At 71.0% G+C, this 17596-nt stretch carries 13 protein-coding genes and 1 pseudogene; 9 read left to right on the top strand and 5 right to left on the bottom strand.

Going from position 1 to position 17596, the window contains the following annotated elements; translation table 11 throughout:
- Window positions 1–197: 197 nt before the first annotated feature.
- Entirely contained in the window at window positions 198–1202 is a 1005-nt protein-coding gene (locus GKS42_RS01965) for a LacI family DNA-binding transcriptional regulator (RefSeq protein WP_210769288.1), read from the bottom strand.
- Window positions 1203–1372: 170 nt separating this feature from the next.
- On the opposite strand from GKS42_RS01965, the gene GKS42_RS01960 reads away from it, so the two are divergent.
- The 7 genes from GKS42_RS01960 (at window position 1373) to GKS42_RS01930 (ending at window position 10290) form a co-directional block, all read left to right on the top strand.
- Entirely contained in the window at window positions 1373–3277 is a 1905-nt protein-coding gene (locus GKS42_RS01960; RefSeq protein WP_154792315.1) for a glycoside hydrolase family 127 protein, read from the top strand.
- 45 nt (window positions 3278–3322) lie between these two features.
- Entirely contained in the window at window positions 3323–4684 is a 1362-nt protein-coding gene (locus GKS42_RS01955; protein WP_154792314.1) for an extracellular solute-binding protein, read from the top strand.
- Window positions 4681–5637, top strand: coding sequence for a carbohydrate ABC transporter permease (locus GKS42_RS01950; protein WP_154792313.1), 957 nt, complete (start codon window positions 4681–4683; stop codon window positions 5635–5637). The genes GKS42_RS01955 and GKS42_RS01950 overlap by 4 nt, the downstream gene beginning before the upstream one ends.
- Window positions 5634–6566, top strand: a complete 933-nt coding sequence (locus GKS42_RS01945) for a carbohydrate ABC transporter permease (RefSeq protein ID WP_154792312.1) — start codon at window positions 5634–5636, stop codon at window positions 6564–6566. The genes GKS42_RS01950 and GKS42_RS01945 overlap by 4 nt, the downstream gene beginning before the upstream one ends.
- Window positions 6567–6573: 7 nt before the next feature.
- Window positions 6574–7599, top strand: coding sequence for a Gfo/Idh/MocA family protein (locus GKS42_RS01940; RefSeq protein ID WP_154792311.1), 1026 nt, complete (start codon window positions 6574–6576; stop codon window positions 7597–7599).
- A gap of 23 nt (window positions 7600–7622) precedes the next feature.
- Window positions 7623–9551 carry a glycoside hydrolase family 127 protein gene (locus GKS42_RS01935; protein WP_168217716.1) on the top strand — a complete coding sequence of 643 codons (1929 nt, stop codon included), beginning with the start codon at window positions 7623–7625 and terminating at the stop codon, window positions 9549–9551.
- Between the two features lie 67 nt (window positions 9552–9618).
- Window positions 9619–10290 (top strand): hypothetical protein, encoded by a 672-nt coding sequence (locus tag GKS42_RS01930; RefSeq protein WP_154792309.1) that lies wholly within the window; start codon window positions 9619–9621, stop codon window positions 10288–10290.
- A gap of 40 nt (window positions 10291–10330) precedes the next feature.
- Here the strand turns inward: GKS42_RS01930 and GKS42_RS01925 are convergent, their stop codons facing one another.
- The 3 genes from GKS42_RS01925 to GKS42_RS01915 form a co-directional block, all read right to left on the bottom strand.
- Window positions 10331–11173, bottom strand: a complete 843-nt coding sequence (locus GKS42_RS01925) for a hypothetical protein (protein WP_154792308.1) — start codon at window positions 11171–11173, stop codon at window positions 10331–10333.
- Window positions 11170–12012: a hypothetical protein gene (locus GKS42_RS01920; protein WP_154792307.1), complete on the bottom strand. Its 843-nt coding sequence runs from the start codon at window positions 12010–12012 to the stop codon at window positions 11170–11172. Before GKS42_RS01920 ends, GKS42_RS01925 begins: the two co-directional genes overlap by 4 nt.
- A 323-nt stretch (window positions 12013–12335) precedes the next feature.
- Complete coding sequence (locus GKS42_RS01915) at window positions 12336–12737, bottom strand: RidA family protein (RefSeq protein WP_154792306.1); 402 nt, start codon at window positions 12735–12737, stop codon at window positions 12336–12338.
- Window positions 12738–12912: 175 nt separating this feature from the next.
- On the opposite strand from GKS42_RS01915, the gene GKS42_RS01910 reads away from it, so the two are divergent.
- Window positions 12913–14562, top strand: a complete 1650-nt coding sequence (locus tag GKS42_RS01910) for an ABC transporter transmembrane domain-containing protein (RefSeq protein ID WP_168217715.1) — start codon at window positions 12913–12915, stop codon at window positions 14560–14562.
- A pseudogene (locus GKS42_RS01905) lies at window positions 14559–16058 on the top strand (ABC transporter ATP-binding protein); the annotation flags it as partial. The gene GKS42_RS01910 and the pseudogene GKS42_RS01905, both read left to right, overlap by 4 nt.
- Window positions 16059–16292: 234 nt before the next feature.
- On the opposite strand, the gene GKS42_RS01900 reads toward GKS42_RS01905, so the two are convergent.
- Window positions 16293–17450, bottom strand: coding sequence for a phosphotransferase enzyme family protein (locus tag GKS42_RS01900; RefSeq protein ID WP_154792303.1), 1158 nt, complete (start codon window positions 17448–17450; stop codon window positions 16293–16295).
- Window positions 17451–17596 lie beyond the last annotated feature (146 nt).

The raw sequence follows: 17596 nt of genomic DNA, 5'->3' as shown, positions 1-17596 counted from the left end.
TTCAGGAGGTCGGTGCTGGTTCATCGGGGGATGTATCAGGAGGCCGGTACCGGCCTCCTCATGGATGTCCGTTCCCTACGGGAGCGGGTTCGGCGCTTCGGCGCCGGTGAAGCAGACTGCCGGGCGTGGCGGTGACGGGCCGCCACGCCCGGCGTCTGCAATCACGACGCAGGGCGGGCTCGGCCCGCACCTGATCCTCAGTTCGTGGAGCCGCGCAGCACCAGGCGGCCGGGCACGCGTTCGGTGCCGGAGTGGGGCCGGCCCGCGATCGCATCGAGGAGCCGCTGCGCCGCCAGCCGGCCGATCTGCGTGAGCTGCGTGTCGATCGTGGTCATGGCGGGCCGCGCACCGGTGGCGATGACCTCCCAGTTGTCGGTGCCGATGACGGCGATCTCGTCCGGCACGGCGCGGCCCAGATCCCGAAGCCCGTCGAGGACGCCACGGGCGATCAGGTCGCTGCCGCAGTAGATCGCGTCGACGTCGGGGCTGGCGCGCAGCACCATCTGTGCCGCCTGGTGGCCCCAGGCCTCGCTCCAGTTGCCGTGATACGTCGGGCCGGCCTGTTCCAGCCCGGCCGCGGCCAGCGCACCCGCGAGCCCCTTGGAACGCTGCTGAACGGCGTCGAAGTGCTCGGGCCCGGTGATGTGCGCGACGGACCGTCGCCCCATCCGCACGAAGTGTTCGCCGGCGACGGCACCGACCTGGGTGTCGTCGACAACGATCGAACAGTCCTCGGGCCGGGCCGTGGGCGTGAGCGCGTACACGACCGGGAAGCCGGGCTCGACGGGCAGCGGCGCCCGCACGTTCGAGCTGCGGCCGGTGACGATGAAGCCGTCGACCCGACGACCCATGAGCACGTCGATGTAGTGACGCTCCCGGATCGGGTCGTCGCGGCTGTCGCAGAGGAAGACGGAGATCCGACCGGCCCCGAGGGCATCCTCGGCGCCGAGCATCACCGGGACACTGAACCTCTCGAAGCTGTCCGTGGTGATCATCCCGACCGTGAAGCTGCGACGTTCGAACACACTCCTGGCGAGCTCGTTCGGCCGGAAGTCGATCTCCTCCGCCGCCGCGACGATCCGAGCACGCGTATCGGTGCTGACGCTCCCGCTGTGATTCAGGGCCTTCGAGACCGTGCCCGGTGAGACCCCCGCGCGCGCAGCGACGTCGCGGATCGTTGCGCGCTTCTTCGACGCGGTCATCGTGCCTCCCATGTTTCCGGAAACACTACACAACCGGGAACGGCTCTGCCGACAACCACCCCATCTCAAAACAGGAAACTCTCGGAAACATGTTGCGCTCATCATCCCTTCTGTGTCAGGCTCCTGCTCGCCCGGACCGAACCAGTCCCATCGCCGTGTCAAGGAGATCCGTGAGCGTCTCGTCCTCACCCCATGCCCGTCCCGCCCCGAGCCCGGCCACCCTCCGCAGCGCCGGCGCCGGCCCCGTCGACCCGGTCGCCGCCACCGCGCTGCGCCCGCTCCCCCTCGGCGCCATCCGGCTGACCAGCGGGTTCCTCGCGGATCTCGAACGTGAGAACGGGCAGGTGTCCGTCACCCGTGGCCACGACCACCTCGAGCGGGAGCGCGCCTGGGACAACTTCACCCACGCCGCGGCGCGCGAGCAGGCATCGCCCCATGCCGGCCCCGTCTTCGAGGACGGGGAGGCGTTCAAGTGGCTCGAGGCGGTCGCGTGGGAACTCGGGCACCGCGATGACCCCGACCTGGGCCGCTGGCTCACGGAGTATGCCGACCTGGTCCGCCGCGCCCAGGCCGACGACGGCTACCTGAGCACGTTCAACCAGGCCGCCGGCAGGCGGGGCCGCTACGAATGGATCTCCTACGACCACGAGATCTTCAACATGGCCACGATGATCCAGGCCGGCGTTGCCCAGTACCGCACCACGGGCAGCACCGTCCTGCTCGATGTCGCCCGCCGCGCCGCCGACCACCTCGACACCACGTTCGGCTGGGGCAAGCGCGAGGAGACCTGTGGCCACCCGCTCGTCGAGATGGCGCTCGTGGAGCTGTACCGGGTGACCCGCGAGCGCCGCTACCTGGACCTCGCGACCTACTTCGTCGAGGTCCGCGGCCGCGGCACCCTCACCGACCCCACCTGGCAGGGCTGGACCTCGGTGTACTTCAGTGACCGCATCGGTGTCAGGGAGACGGCCTACCCGGAGGGCCACGCGGTCCGCGCCGTCTACTTCGCCTCCGGCGCCACCGACGTCGCCCTCGAGAACGGCGACACGGCCCTGCTGGCCGCGCTGCGGCGACAGTGGGACAACATGGTCGAGGCGAAGATGTACGTCAACGGCAGCCTCGGCTCACGCTGGGAGGGCGAGGCGTTCGGCGACCCGTACGAGTTGCCGACCGACCGCGGTTACGGCGAGACGTGCGCCGCGATCGCCTCGCTCCAGTGGAGCTGGCGGCTGCTGATCGCCACGGGCGAGGCGAAGTACGCCGATCTCATCGAGCGGCAGTTCTACAACGCCGTGCTGTCCGGGGTCTCCCTCGACCACGACAAGTACTTCTACGTCAATGCGCTCCAGGTCCGTGACGGTGCCCTCGCCTACGACTCGCGGATGGCTGCCAGCGGTCGCCACGAGTGGTTCGGTTGCTCCTGCTGCCCGACGAACCTGATGCGCACCCTCGCCACGATCAGCCAGTACGTGGCGACGGCGACCGACGGCGGTGTCCAGATCCACCAGTTCGCCGCCGCGCAGATCGACGGCGACGGCCTCGCGGTACGGGTCGCGACCGGATATCCGTGGGACGGTGACGTCGTCGTCGAGGTCACCGGGGCGGACGGGCGCGAACGCGAGCTCGCGATCCGGGTCCCATCCTGGGCGCGGGGCGCCGAACTGGACGTCGACGGCGTGGCCGTCCCCGTCGACGCGGGCACCTACGCACGCCTGCGACGCGTCTGGAACACCGGCCAGCGGCTCACCCTGCGGCTGCCGATGGCCCCGCGCACCGAGCACGGCCACCACCGTGTCGACGCCGTACGCGGCGCCGTCGCGCTCTGGCGCGGTCCGCTCCTGTACACGATCGAGCAGGTCGACCAGGTCCCGGGCGTCCTCGTCGACGACGTCGTCATGGTCGGCGCGAACGTGCGCGTCGAGCACCGCGACGTCCTCGGCGGGGTGCCCGCCGTGGTCCTCGACGGCCGGGCAGCACCGGACGGACCAGCCGTCGACATCGTCGCCATCCCCTACTTCATGTGGGCGAACCGCGAGATCGGACCGATGAAGGTCTGGCTGCCCGTCGCGCCCTGAGTGCACACCGACTGATCCATCCACATCAACTCGAAGGAGAGTGACATGACAGGTTCACCGAACCTCAGCCGCCGGGACGTCCTCAAGATCGGCGGTGGCCTCGCCGCCACCGTTGGCATCGGCGGATCGCTGGCCGCGTGCAGCGGCGGCAACGAGTTCGAGTACATGTTCTGGGGGTCGACGGGTGAGCAGGACGCCATCGAAGCCATGCTCGCCGGCTTCCAGGACACCCAGGAGGACCTCACGATCAAGCCGGTCTACACGCCGGCCGACTACGACACGAAACTCAACGCGCTCGTCGCGAGCGGCAATGTTCCCGACCTGGGATACGTCCAGCCGGCCATGGCCTACCGCCTCGCGGAGCAGGGCAAGCTGCTCGACCTCGCGCCCCACTTCGACGAGTATCCGAGCCTGGGGCAACGGCTGCCCGGGTCCTACTTCTACTGGGAGGAGGACAAGTGTCTCGGCACCCAGGGCGCGAACGAGACGGTCATCACCTTCTACAACCGCGCCGCGTTCGCCGAGACGGGCGCGCAGCCGCCACCCGCCTCGGCCGCCGAGGCGTGGGACTGGGACACCTACGTCGAGAACGCCTACCTGCTCACGGCCGACCAGAGCGGCCGCCGCCCGGACGAGGCCGGGTTCGACCCAACCCAGGTGGCCAGGTTCGGAACGCTCGCGAGCATGTGGTCAGGGGCCTGGTACGGACTGCTGCTGAGCGCCGGTGTCGACGTGGTCGACTCCAGCGGTACCCGCACGATGCTCGACAGCCCCGAGGCCATCGACATGTTCCAGAAGCTCGTCGACCTCATGTACGAGCACCGGGTCGCGCCGTCGCCGTCCCAGCTCGGCAACAACGCACCGTCGATGGCCGTCCAGCTCGCCTCCGGGCGCCTCGGGATGGCCATCGACGGGCAGTGGGCGCTCCTGGACGTCTCACAGGCCGACTTCGACTTCGGGGTCGGGGTGCTGCCGAGCCTCGGCACGCCCAAGACGACCGCGATGGGCGGACCGACGGCGATCTTCGCGGACACCGAGTACGTGGAGCAGGCGCTCGAGCTGTACGCGTTCCAGTCCGATCCGGATCAGGTCGACCTGTTCAGCAGCGGGCTCTGGATGCCGCTCGAGGAGAAGTACTACACCGATCCCGAGGCGATCGCCTCGTGGACGGACAACGACGCGCATCCGCCGGAGTACAAGACCGCCGTCATCGACTACACGCTCGAGAACTCGCAGACCTACTTCACCCAGAAGCTACGCAACGTCGAGGAGATCGACCGGCTCATCACCTCCACGACCGAACGCATCCAGACCGGCGAGGAGGACGTCGCGACCGTCATGGGTGAGCTCGCCGCCCAACTCAACGACGGCATGCTCCAGGGCGTCTACCCCTCCGCTCCGCAATGACCACCACGACAGTGGACCGGGCGCCGACGCGCAAGGCGCCGCCCGGTCCGCCGGGTGGTCCGCGCCGACGCCTCGGGCGCGGCGAGGCGCGCTGGGGGGTGCTGCTCGCACTCCCCGCGATCCTCGGTTTCGCCATCTTCACGATCGGGCCCATGGTCGCCTCGCTGATCTTCAGCCTCACGGACTGGCAGATCGGCGGTGACCCGCAGTTCATCGGGTTCGGCAACTACGTCGAGATGGCCGACGACCCACTGTTCTGGAAGTCCCTCGGGGTCACCACCTACTACACGCTGGCGGCCGTGCCACTGACCCTGTTCGTCGGGTTCGTGGTCGCGTTGCTGGTGAACCAGAGCTTCCGCGGGCAGTCCCTGTGGCGCACCGTGTACTACCTGCCGACCCTCGTGCCGGCGGTGGCCAGCGCGGTTCTGTGGATCTGGATCTTCAACCCGGACTTCGGGCTGTTCAACACGATCCTGCGCTCGGTCGGCCTGCCCACGTCCAACTGGCTCTACTCGGAGTCGACGGCGATCCCGTCGCTGGTGATCATGGCCACCTGGGGCTTCGGGAACGCCATGGTCATCTTCCTGGCGGGTCTGCAGGGGGTGCCGGGCCAGTTGTACGAGGCGGTCGCCCTTGACGGCGGCGGCGCTTGGGCGAAGTTCCGCCACGTGACCTGGCCGTTCATGACGCCGGTCATCTTCTACAACCTGGTCACCGGTGTCATCGGGACGTTCCAGGTCTTCAACCAGGCCTACGTGATGACGGAGGGCGGGCCGAACAACGCCACGCTCTTCTACATCTACTACCTGTACACGAAGGCCTTCACGGACAGCGAGATGGGGTACGCGAGCGCGCTCGCGTGGGTGCTCTTCCTGATCGTCATGGTGGTCACCGTGGTGTTGTTCCGGAACGCACGCAGCTGGGTGTTCTACGAGATGGGAGACGCGCGATGACCGGCGTCCTGACCCCCGGGCCGAAGAACCCGTCGGCGCCGACGGCGACCGCGGTGCAGCGCCGGGGCCGTTCGCCCCGCACCCGCGTCGGTGAAGCACGCGGTCTGACGCGGGCCGGCCTCTGGCTGGTCCTCGCCTTCGGCGCCATCGTGATGATCGTGCCGTTCGTCTGGCTCATCCGCAGTGCGCTGATGACGGACGCGCAGATCTTCTCGAGCCCGCCGGCGTGGATCCCGGACCCGTTCGCCTGGGAGAACTTCCCGCAGGCGCTGACGGCGCAACCGTTCGCGCGCTACTTCCTGAACACGATGATCATCGAGCTGTTCGTGGTGACCGGCACCGTGATCACCTGTTCGCTGAGCGCGTTCAGCTTCGCCCGGCTGCGCTGGCGGGGCCGGAACGTGGTCTTCGGGCTGCTGCTCAGCGGCGTGATGCTGCCGTACGCGGTGACCCTGATCCCCACGTTCGTGATGTGGAGCGAACTCGGCGCGCTGGACACGTTCATCCCGCTGACGGTCCCGGCGTTCTTCGCCGGCGCCGGCGGCGGCGTGTTCAACATCTTCCTGTTCCGGCAGTTCTTCCTGTCCATCCCCTACGAACTCGACGAGGCCGCGTACATCGACGGGGCGAACCCGTGGACGGTCTACTGGCGGATCATCATGCCGCTCGCCAAGCCGGTGACAGTGGTCGTCGTGATCTTCACCTTCATCGGCGTCTGGAACGACTTCCTCGGCCCACTGCTGTACCTGACCGACGACTCGAACTTCACCCTGGCGCTCGGCCTGGCCACGTTCCAGAGCACGTACACCGCGCAGTGGGGGCTCCTCATGGCCGCCTCGCTCGTGGTGATCCTGCCGATCATCGTCCTGTTCTTCGTGCTGCAGCGGTACTTCGTCGAGGGCGTCACGCTCACGGGGCTCAAGGGATGATGGCCCCATGACGTTGCGGATCGCGCTGGTGGGCGCGGGAGCCATGGGCACGATCATGGCCCGCGACGTCTACCCGCCGGTGACCGAGCAGGTCAGCGTGGTCGCCGTCGTGGACCGGAACCACCACCGGCGGGCCGAGCTCGCCGGTGGTCTCGGCGCCCGGGCCTACGGCTCGCTCGCGCAGGCCCGCGCCGCGGAGGACCTGGACGGCGTCGACATCCGCCTGCCGCACGCGGCACACGCGGACCTCGCCGTCGAGGCGCTGGACGCCGGGCTGCACGTGCTGGTGGAGAAGCCGCTGGCGCTGACCACCGAGGACTGCAGACGGGTGGCCATCGCGGCGGCCCGGGCCGGGCGCGTGGTCGCCGTCGCCGAGAACTACCCGCACCTGAGGGCGGTGCGCGCGGCCCGTGCGGCGATCGACGACGGCACCGTCGGCGCGGTGCTGGCGCTGCGCAGCACCCGCGCCTACACGCTCGGCGACGAATGGGCCCGGCCCTGGCGGCTGGGCGGCGAGGCCGCGTCCGGCCTGCTCTGGGACCAGGGCACCCACCACACGAGCATGCTGCGCGTGCTCGGCGGGGAGATCGTCGCCGTCGCCGCCCACCGGGCCGGCGGCGCAGCCGGGGTGGAGACCGTGACCCTCGACGTCCGGTTCGCCTCGGGGCTGCTCGGGACGTCCCTGTACTGCTGGGGCACGCCGGCCCGGCCCGTCGAGACCGAAGGACTGGTCCTCGGCACCCTGGCCCAGCTGGACATCGACGTCGCCTACGAACGGCCCGACGGTGTCGCCCGCATCGTCGACGGCACCGGTTCACGGGCGCTCTGCGCCGCCGAGTCCTATTACGAGAGCCACCGCTCGATCGTGGTGGACTGGGCGGACGCGATCGCCACCGGCCGGCAGCCGCTGGTGGACCTCGCCGCCGCAACGGCCGACGTGCGCGTCGTGCTCGCCGCTCGGGAGTCGCTCGCCCGCGGCGGCGCCGAGGTGCCGCTCGGCCCACCCCACCTGACCGACCGTTCCACTGCCTGACCGTTGTCACTCGAAGAGGAGCCATGACCGAGAACCCGACCACCGCCGTCGCCCGCCGGGTGCCAGCCAACGTGCGCGACGTCGTCGTCCACGACCCGTTCTGGGCCCCACGCCAGGAACAGCTGCGCGCACGCACCCTGGACGCGCAGTACGACCAGCTCGTCGCGACCGGCCGGCTCGGCGCCCTCGCGCTGACTTGGACGCCGGAGTCGGACGAGCCGAAGCCGCACCCGTTCTGGGAGTCCGACATCGCCAAGTGGCTGGAGGCGGCCAGCTATGTCCTCGGCACCCACCCGGACCCCGCGCTCGAGGCGAAGGTGGACGGCGTCATCGCCGCGCTCGCCGGCGCGCAGCGAGAGGACGGCTATCTGAACGTGTACTTCACGGCGGTCGCACCGGGACAGCGGTTCACCGACCTGCGCGACGCCCACGAGCTGTACTCGGCCGGGCACCTGATCGAGGCCGGGGTGGCCCACTACTCCTCGACCGGGAGGACCACCCTGCTGGACGTGGTCACCCGCCTCGCGGACCTGCTCTGCGACGAGTTCGGGCCGGGCGGCGCCCACCACGGCGGGTACTGCGGGCACGAGGAGGTCGAGCTCGCTCTGGTGCGCCTGTACCGGGCCACCGGCGAGCGCCGCTACCTCGACCTCGCCCTGACGTTCGTCGACGCCCGCGGCACCGAACCGCACTACTTCGACCTCGAGCACGACCGGCGCGGCACGCCAGGGTTCTTCGGCGCGATGTTCCCCCAGCGCGAGGGCCGCCGTCGGGAGTTCGGTGAGTACAACCAGTCGCACGCGCCAGTGCGGGAGCAGACCGAGGCGGTCGGCCATGCGGTGCGCGCGATGTACCTGTACTGCGCGATGGCCGACCTCGCCGCGGAGACCGGCGACGAGGGTCTGCGGGCCGCCTGCGAACGGCTCTGGACCCACCTGACCACCAGGCGCATGTACGTCACCGGCGGCATCGGCGACTCCCGCCACAACGAGGGCTTCACCCGCGACCACGCACTGCCGAACGAGACCGCCTACGCGGAGACCTGCGCCGCGATCGGCCTCGTGTTCTGGGCCCGGCGGATGGCCGGCCTGACCGGGCAGGCCGCCTACATCGAGATCCTCGAACGCGCCCTGCACAACGGGGTCATCGCGGGCGTCAGCGAGGACGGGCAACGGTTCTTCTACGAGAACCCGCTCGCGAGCGACGGCACCGTCGAACGGGCCGACTGGTTCGACTGCGCGTGCTGCCCGCCGAACCTGGCCCGGCTCGAGGCGTCCCTGGGGTCCTACATCTACGCGACCGCGGCGGACACGATCGCCGTGGACCTGTTCATCGGCTCCACGCTCACCACCGAGGTCGCCGGCAGCCGGGTCGAGCTGCGCCAGGACACCTCCGGGCCGGGCGGCGACCGGGTCGACCTGACTGTCCGCACCGCCGCACCGGCCACCTGGTCGCTGCTGGTCAGGGCGCCGTCGTGGTCGCGTTCGGTCTCCGTCCGCGTGAACGGCGAACGGCCCGACGGCGGTGGCGCGGTCGACGGGAACGGTTACGTCACGCTGCGGCGCGAGTGGGCGGACGGGGACACGGTCGAGGTGAGGTTCGACGTCGACGTGCGGCGGGTCCACGCGAGCACGCTCGTCGCCGCGGACGCCGGGCGGGTGGCGCTCACGCGCGGCCCGTTCGTGTACTGCATCGAGGGCGTCGACGTCGGCGTGCCTGCCCACGCCGTGCTCCTGGGTGAGACGACCCCGCAGCCGAGAGCGACGCCGTCGGGCGTGGTGCCGGAGCTCGCCGGACCGGCCTGGGGCGAGAGCCGGGGCCAGGCCGACCAGGACTCGTTGTACTTCGGCGAGCGGGCCCCCCGCACCGAGCTGCCGCTGACGGCGGTGCCGTACTACTCCTGGAACAACCGGGGCCGATCCACGATGGCGGTCTGGCTGCGGGAGTCCTGACCGGCGCGCCGGACGGGCGCTCTCAGGGTCGTGTGGTTGCATGCCGACTTCGACCCGAAGGAGGACCATGCGACTGAAGGCGTTGCTGTTGATCTGGCCCGGCCTGGCGCTGCTGTGGCTCGGGGTGGTCGTGCTGCCCTGGGGACGGGAGTCGGTCGATGACGTGAGCACGCTGGCGGACATCGGCGATCTGCTCTCGCGGCTGCCCGATGTGGTCGGCTCGCCGTTCCCGGACCCGCTGGCCTACCTGCAGTTCGGCTTCGTCTTCCCGCTCGTCCTGACCACCCTGTTCGCGGTGGGACTGCCGGCCCGGTCCCGGCTGGTCCGGGCCGTGACGGGCATCGCGTACGTCGCCGCGGCGGCGGTCGCGGTCGCCTCGGCGACCGGGGCCTGGTCGGGGCTCGACCAGCACCTGGCCCTCGGGCCGGCCTGGACCCAGACGGGGCTGCTGGTACTGGCCGCCGGCATGCTGGTGACGGCGCTGGCGATCTTCGCGGACAAGGCGTGGCCGGTCGTGGGACTGGTCGGGCTGCTCGCGCTCGTCGGCGCCATCTGGACTGCGCACGTGGTCATCACGCTCTGGCGCGACGGCGGCGGGACCGCGGGCGTCGACCTCGCCACCGGGGTGGGGCTGCCCGGCCTCGGCTCGGTCGCCGTGATCGTCGGGTACCTGCTGGTCAGCGCCGGGGCGTTCGTGGCCTTCTCGCAGCGGCGCCGAACGGCCCTACGTCGACGCTGACCCCCGGACCGCCGCCGAGGCAGGCTCCGGGTGCGGCGGGCTACTCGACGCAGCCCTCGAATCCCGGCGGCAGCGCCCTCACGGCGAGGGACCCGTCGACCTCCGCGAAACCGCCGTCGAGCTGGAACCGGTAGACGTCCCGGGCGTCCTGCCCCGTGAACACGACGCAGTCGCGCTCGTCCAGGGTCTGCGCGAGGCCCTCCGCGAGTGGCCACTCGGGGCCACCGGGGTCCTCCTCGACCGCGTCCACGACGCCGTCGACCTGGAGCTCGTCGATCGGGAGGATCTCGGTGGCCGTGGCGTTCTCGGTGACGACGGAGATCAGCGCCAGGAGGCGCTCCCGGGCCAGGCGCTCGGCGCCGGAGATGCCACCGACACCGTCCTCGCTCCCCAACGCGTACGCGTTGACCCGGTGCTCGGTGCCGTCCGCGTCGAGGTAGGTGACGAAGGTGCGGGGCGAGTCGCTGATGGTGAGCTCGCCGAACTCGTGGTCACCGACGACGATCTCCTCGGCCCGGTCCCGGATCTGGGTCAGCGCACAGTCCGGGAGGTAGCCACCCTGCCAAGCTCCCGGACCGGCGTCGTAGGGGGTGGCGATGTGCCGGGGCAGGGCCAGCATCGCGAGCGCACGTTCGTCCTCGTCGGTCAGCGTGGCCACGTGCCCGTCGCCGTAGACGACGGTGTGCACATCCTGCGGCCCGAACCCGCTCGCCACCTCCAGCAGGATCTCGGCGTCGCCGGGTTCACCAGAGGGCTCCGGTGGCTCACCCTCTGCGCATGCCTGCACCGGGTCCGGCGACTGGGCGCCGGCGCACCCGCCGACCACCGCGAGCAGCATGACCGCCACGAACGCAGTGGTGCTGCGACGGCTCGCTCCGGTCACCGCTGACACCCGGCGACGCCGGGCGGAAGCGCTCGGACCGCGAGGTTGTGTTCGAGCACGCCGAGGTCGTTCTCGAGCGCGTACCTGTACAGGGTGACCGCGTCCGCCTCCGCGATCACCGCGCAGCCGGCATCCCCGAGCAGGTCCGCTGGGGCGGCTGCCAACGGCCACGTGAAGTTCGCGTCGACCGCGCCGTCGCCGTCGATCTGGAGCTCGGTGACGGGGAGGGTCCCACCCGCTGCCACGACGTTGACGTCGAGGAAGTCGGTCAGGGCGACGATCTTGTCCCGGACCCTGCGCTCGGCCCAGGACAGGCCAGAGGTGTACCCCGAGTCGTGCGCGTAGACCGAGACGTCGGCGACCGACCCGCCGTCGGTGTAGTGGAAGTGGGTCTCCGGCTGATCGGTGACCTGCACGACGCCGGGCTCGGGGTCGCCCCAGAGGCCGTCCTGGGCCAGCGCGTGGAGCCTGTCCAGGGCGCACGTGTTCAGGTACCCGCCCTCCCACGAGCCGACGGCGCCACCCTGGTAGGGCCCACCTGCGTAGCGCGGCAGCGTGACGGCAGCCGCCGCAGGGACGGCGGCGGCGTCGGCATCGGCGTGCGTGGCGACGTTGCCGTCGGCGTAGACGACCAGGACCAGGTCGCTCGTCGAACCCTGCGCGATGGTGAGGACCGGCGCCGTCTCGCCGGCCGCCGTCGCCGGGGCGCCTGGCTGCGCACAGGCGACAGGCGCGGGTGGCTCCAGGCCGAACCAGCTGCAGCCGGTCAGGGCCGTCGCGGCCAGCGCGATCGTCGCAATCGCGGCCCCGACCGGCCGCGCCCCTCGAACACTCCCCATGTCCGGCAACCTAGGTCAGGGTTCGGGCGGACGCGATCCCTGGCGCCGAAGTTTGATCCGATCGTTATGGGGTGGTGCGGGCGATCACGGCTCGATCGCCGTCGATCAGTTCGAGCAGGCGGGTGCTCGTGCGCGAGTTCCGCACCGTCATCCGCTGGACACATTGCCGCTCTGGCCGTGCGTCCGCACGTTCCGGTGGCCGGCCGCTCTGAAGGGCGCGACCAGGCGCTCATCGCGATCAGGTTCCTGCCACCCACGTTGATCCAGCGCAGGAGCGCCACGACGTCATCCAGCGACCCCGCCTGCCGGCGACGGCGATCGCCTCATCGCAGCACGGCAGCGATCGCACCGATCTCCACGAGCGCTCCGGGCACGCCGAGCCCGGACACCCGCGCACCGGTCACGAGCGGAGGTTCATCGGAGGCGAGCTCGCCGGCGATCGCCCCGTAGGCGGCCGCGAGGTCGACGCCCTCGACGAACAGCACATTCCACTGCACCACGTCGTCCGTGGTCGCGCCGACGGCGGCGAGGGCGGTCCTGGCGTTCTGGAGCGCGCGGACGGACTGCGCCGCGACGTCCTCGGCGCCGACGAGTGCGCCGTCGACGTCGACGGCGTTCTGGCCGCCGACGTAGATCGTGGTTGCGCCCGGCGGGACGACGGCCACGTGGCTGAACGCCGGACTGGAGACGAGCCCTTCGGGGCGGATTCGTTGGATGGTAGCCATACGCAAGCGTGGCACGAGCCGCCGACACCGACGAGGTTCGCGCGGGTGCCGCTCGGCGCCGGGCTTGTGCTTGGGTAGAGGCATGACGAGCTCCGCCGACACCGACCAGCGGACTCCGACATTTCGGGGGCCGTGGTCATACCTGGCGTGGCTCGTGCTCCAGCAGAGGCGAAGGGTGGCACTGGGGGCGTTCCTCGGCACCGTCTGGATGGTGGGGCTGGTGTTCCCGCCGTACCTGCTCTCCCGGGCCGTCGACGGTCTCGCCGACGCCGACCGGGGTGTGGTGTTCGCGTGGTCGTCGGCCCTGGTCGGCTCGGGTGCGGTGCTCGCCTGGTTGGGCATCTGGCGGCACCGGACGATGACGAAGGTACGCATGGACGCCGCGTTCCGGACGGTGTCGACGCTCGCAGCACAGTCGATCCGGCTCGGTGCCGCCCAGCAGCGGCGAGGCCGAGCCGGAGAGGTGGTGGCCATCGGCACCGTCGATGCATGGACGCTCGGCCGCAGCCTCACCGTGACCGGGCCCGGCGTTGGAGCCGCAGTCGCCTACGTGGTGATCGCGGTGCTGCTGTTCCAGATCTCGACGCTGCTGGCCGTCGTGGTTCTCTGCGGGGTGCCGGTCCTGGCCCTGATCCTGGGGCCCGCGCTCGGCCCGTTGCAGGCGGTCGGTGCGCAGTACCGCGCGCAGCAGGGCGCCCTGACCGGCCGGATCGTCGACATCATCGGTGGTCTGACCGTGCTCAACGGTCTTGGCGGCAAGGAGGTCTACGCCGACCGGTTCCGGCACGCGTCCCAGGAGCTGCAGCGTCAGGGCTACAAGGTCGGGCGGGTCACCAGCCTGATCCAGGCGACCGCCCTGGGCGTGCCGACCCTGTTCGTGGCCGTGGTGGTGTGGTTGGCGGCGCGACTCACCGTCGAGGGCGAGATCTCCGTCGGCGAGCTGGTCGCGGTCTTCGGGTACGCGGCCGTCCTGGTCGTCCCGGTGTCGTCCTTCATCGAGGGCGCCGTCGATCTCAGTCGCGCCCTGGTCGCCGGCCGCCGGGTGACGGACTTCCTCTCGTTGCAGCGTGGCGACGGCGTCCGGGCCAGGGCCGTGCCGGGGGACGGCGAGCTCATCGACTCGGTGACGGGGCTCGAGGTCGCAGCGGGCACCTTCACCGTGATCGCCACCTCCCGCCAGGCCGATGCGGTGGCGCTGGTCGACCGGCTCGGCGGCCTGCGTCCGGGCGGGGCCTGGAACGGTGAGCCGATGGCCGAGATGGATCCCGGCGCGCTCCGTCGCCAGCTGCTGGTCGCCGACAACGACGCGGCGCTGTTCGCGGGAACGGCCGGCGAGGTGGTGGCCGGAGCTCACGACGTCGATGAGGACGTGGTGCTGCATGCCCTGCACGTCGCCGCAGCCGACGATCTCGTGCGCGCGCTGCCGGACGGTCTGGCGTCGAGGATCGACTCCCACGGAAGCAACCTGTCCGGTGGCCAACGGCAACGACTGAGGCTCGCCCGGGCGGTCGTCTCCACCCCGAAGGTGCTGCTGGCGGTCGATCCGATGTCCGCCGTCGACGCCGCCACCGAGGCGAACGTCGTCGAGCGCCTGGTCCGCGAACGTCAGGGTCGCACCACGGTGGTCACCTCGACATCGATCCTGATGCTGGCGGAGGCCGATCACGTGCATTTCGTGGCCGGCGACCGGCTGGTCGCGAGCGGCACCCACGCCGGCCTGATCCGTGACGAGCCCGCGTACGCGGCTCTCGTCCTACGCGGGGAGACCACCGAACCGGACAAGCCCGACCAGCATCACAAGCCCGACGAAGGCGAAGCCTCATGAGCGCACCTCTCCCGATCGCGAAGCCCGCCGAGGTCCGGCGCGCAGCGGCAAGGCTGGTCCGCGCGGATCGCGCCACGTTCGCAGCCGTCATCGGTACGAACTGTGCTGCGGCCGCGGCGGGGCTCCTCGCCCCGTGGCTGGTCGGGCAGATCGTCAACAGCGTTCAGGCCGGGCATGGGCTCGCCGAGATCGACCGGCTCGGCCTGCTCGTGGTGCTTGCCGCCGTCGGGCAGTTCGCTCTCGGTTACCTCGCCCGCTATCTGGGGTACCGCTTCGGTGAGCGAACGGCGGCGCGCCTGCGCGAGCAGCTGACCGACAGGTTGATGCGGCTGCCTGCGCGCACGGTGGAGCGGGCCGGAGCCGGGGACCTGACCTCGCGGGCCACCACCGACGCCGGACTTGTCGCAACGGTTCTCCGTGATGCCGCGCCGGAGGTGCTGTTCGCACTGATCCAAGGGTTGATCGTGCTGACCGCGCTGTTCCTGCTGGCACCGGTGCTGGGCGGGGTGGCGCTGGTCGCGCTGCTCGCGATCCCGCTCGTGCTGCGTTGGTACCTGCGGCGAGCACGCCCGGCCTACCTGGCCCAGAGCGCATCGCATGCTGAGGTCGCCGATGCGTTGGCCACCACGGCTGCCGGCGCTCGCACGGTCGAACTTCTCGGGCTGCAGGAGCGTCGTCGGGCGGCCTCCGCGGAGACCGTTGCCACGGCCACCACCGCCCAGCTCCGGACGCTGCGACTGCGCACGGTGCTCTTCCCGACCATCGACATCTCGACGGCGCTCGCCGTCGGCGCCGTGTTCTGCGTCGGTGGTCTGCTCTACCTCGATCAGGCCATCAGCCTCGGCGCCGTGGTCGCCGCCACCCTCTACCTGCGCCAGCTGAGCGGACCTGTCGACACGATCATGATCTGGGTCGAGACGCTGCAGAGCAGCCTGGCCTCGTTCGCGCGCGTCGAAGGTCTCGGCGCCGAGAGTGAGCGGTCCCCCGCACCGAGCGCGCCGTCACCGGTCGACGAGCGCATCGTGATCACCGACGTCTACTACGCCTACGGCGAGACCGGCGACGTGCTCGAGGGCGTGAGCCTGGACGTGCAGGCAGGTGAGCATCTCGCGATCGTGGGCACGTCCGGGGCCGGCAAGACCACCCTTGGGCGCCTCATCGCCGGGATCGACCGACCGCGCCGGGGGGCGGTCACCGTCGGCGGCGTCGAGACCGCGGACCTCCCACCCGAGGAGCTCCGCAACCATGTCGTGCTCCTCACGCAGGAGCACCATGTCTTCGCCGACTCCCTGCGCGACAACCTCACGATCGCGGCCCCGGACGCCGGCGACGACGAGCTGATCGCCGCGCTCCACGCCGTCGGCGCGGACTGGGTGGACGAGCTCCCGGAGACGCTCGACGCCGACCTGGGCAGCCACGAGCTCAGCGGTGCGCAGGCCCAGCACGTCGCTCTCGCCCGCGTGCTTCTCGCCGACCCTCACACCATCGTTCTGGACGAGGCCACCGCCCTCCTCGATCCCCGCGCGGCGCGTCACACCGAACGGGCGCTGGCTGCCACCGCCCAGGGGCGGACGGTGATCGCCGTGGCACACCGGCTCCACACGGCTCGCGACGCCGACCGCATCGCCGTGATGGACGCCGGCCGCATCACCGAGCTCGGCACCCATGACGAGCTCTCCGCGGCCGACGGCGCGTACGCCTCGCTATGGCGCGCGTGGACGGGCCGTCCGTCAGGGCTCGGTTGACCGGTGCGGCGGGTCGCTGAGTGCCGCGACCGCTTGCGCTGCCAGGTGCTCGGATCGTTCCGGACGGTGGAAGCCGTAGCCTCCGTCGTCGTCCAACAGCGGCGTCTGCCCGGCACGCACCGCCTCCCGGTACTCCAGGCACGCCAACCACAGCGGTCGGATGTTGAGCACCGCGGGCAGCCGGCCGACCTCCTCGTCGGTCAATGAGACGTGCTCGCGGTAGCCGTGCATCACGGCATCGACGAACTCGGGTCGACCTTCCGATGCCGTGCGCAGCAGCCACGCCAGCGCCGGCAGTCTCGGACCACGACCGGACCCCGCCCACCCGACGATGCTGAGCTCGCCGGGCACACCGACGGCAGCCCACGCGTGGAAGTTGCCGTGCGTGAAGGCTTCGGGCAGGCCCTCGGCGTCGTCCGCGGACTCGACGTCGTCACGGAGCCGCTCGAACGTCTCCCTCCCGGCCGGCGCGACCCGGTCCTCGACGCTCACCAGGAACCGCATCGCAGCGACGAGGTCCTGCCGAGGCCGTCCGACGTGGAAGCCGCCGTCGTGTTCCTCCGAGCCGCCGTCGCGGGCAGCTGCGCCGCCCACCGGGGGCAGGCTGTGCAAGCGGCCCAGCAGGCTCGCAAGCTCGTGCAGCACTTCTGGCGAGGTCACTCGACCGTGGGCATCGGTCGGTCGCCCGCCGGCGATGAGCTCGGTCAGCAGCACCCCGCTGCCGTCGAACACCGTGACGGCGTCGTCGACCGCGGGCCGCTCGGCGGGAAAACCGTGATCCGCGAGGAAGCCGAGGATCTCGGCGTCCTCCTGCACGCGGCTGACCCGGTCGGCCGGCGACGAGAAGACCCGGGCGATCCATGGCGTGCCCTGCTCGCGCTCGACGAGCAACGTCGAGGGATAGTGGCCGGGCCACGAACCCCGCGGCCGCGTCCGTGGGTCGTCGTCGATCGGCAGCATCGAGGTGACGCGGATCCCGTATTTCGACTCCAGGTGGACCGTGAGCGCGTCCGGGTCGAAGGGCCGCGTGTCGGCGAACGGCCGACTGATGTCCTCCAGGTCTGCCCGCGCCTGGGTGTAGCGCTGCCCGGTCCTACGTGCGTGGTCGCGAACCGCGCGCTTGAAACTCCCGCTCTTCGTCATGACAAGCCCTCCTCGACGTGCCTTCGCCCCAGCTGCACGGCACTCGAAACAGGCTCGACTCGACCGGACCGACCCTGAGGGCAGAGATCCCCTTCGCCCGGATGAGGATCGGCTGGGACGAGTCCTCACGGGCTGGGCGCTGGTCG

The sequence above is a fragment of the Occultella kanbiaonis genome, from assembly GCF_009708215.1.
In the GTDB taxonomy this organism is placed as follows: domain Bacteria; phylum Actinomycetota; class Actinomycetes; order Actinomycetales; family Beutenbergiaceae; genus Occultella; species Occultella kanbiaonis.
This window is presented reverse-complemented; position numbering and strand designations above follow the sequence as displayed.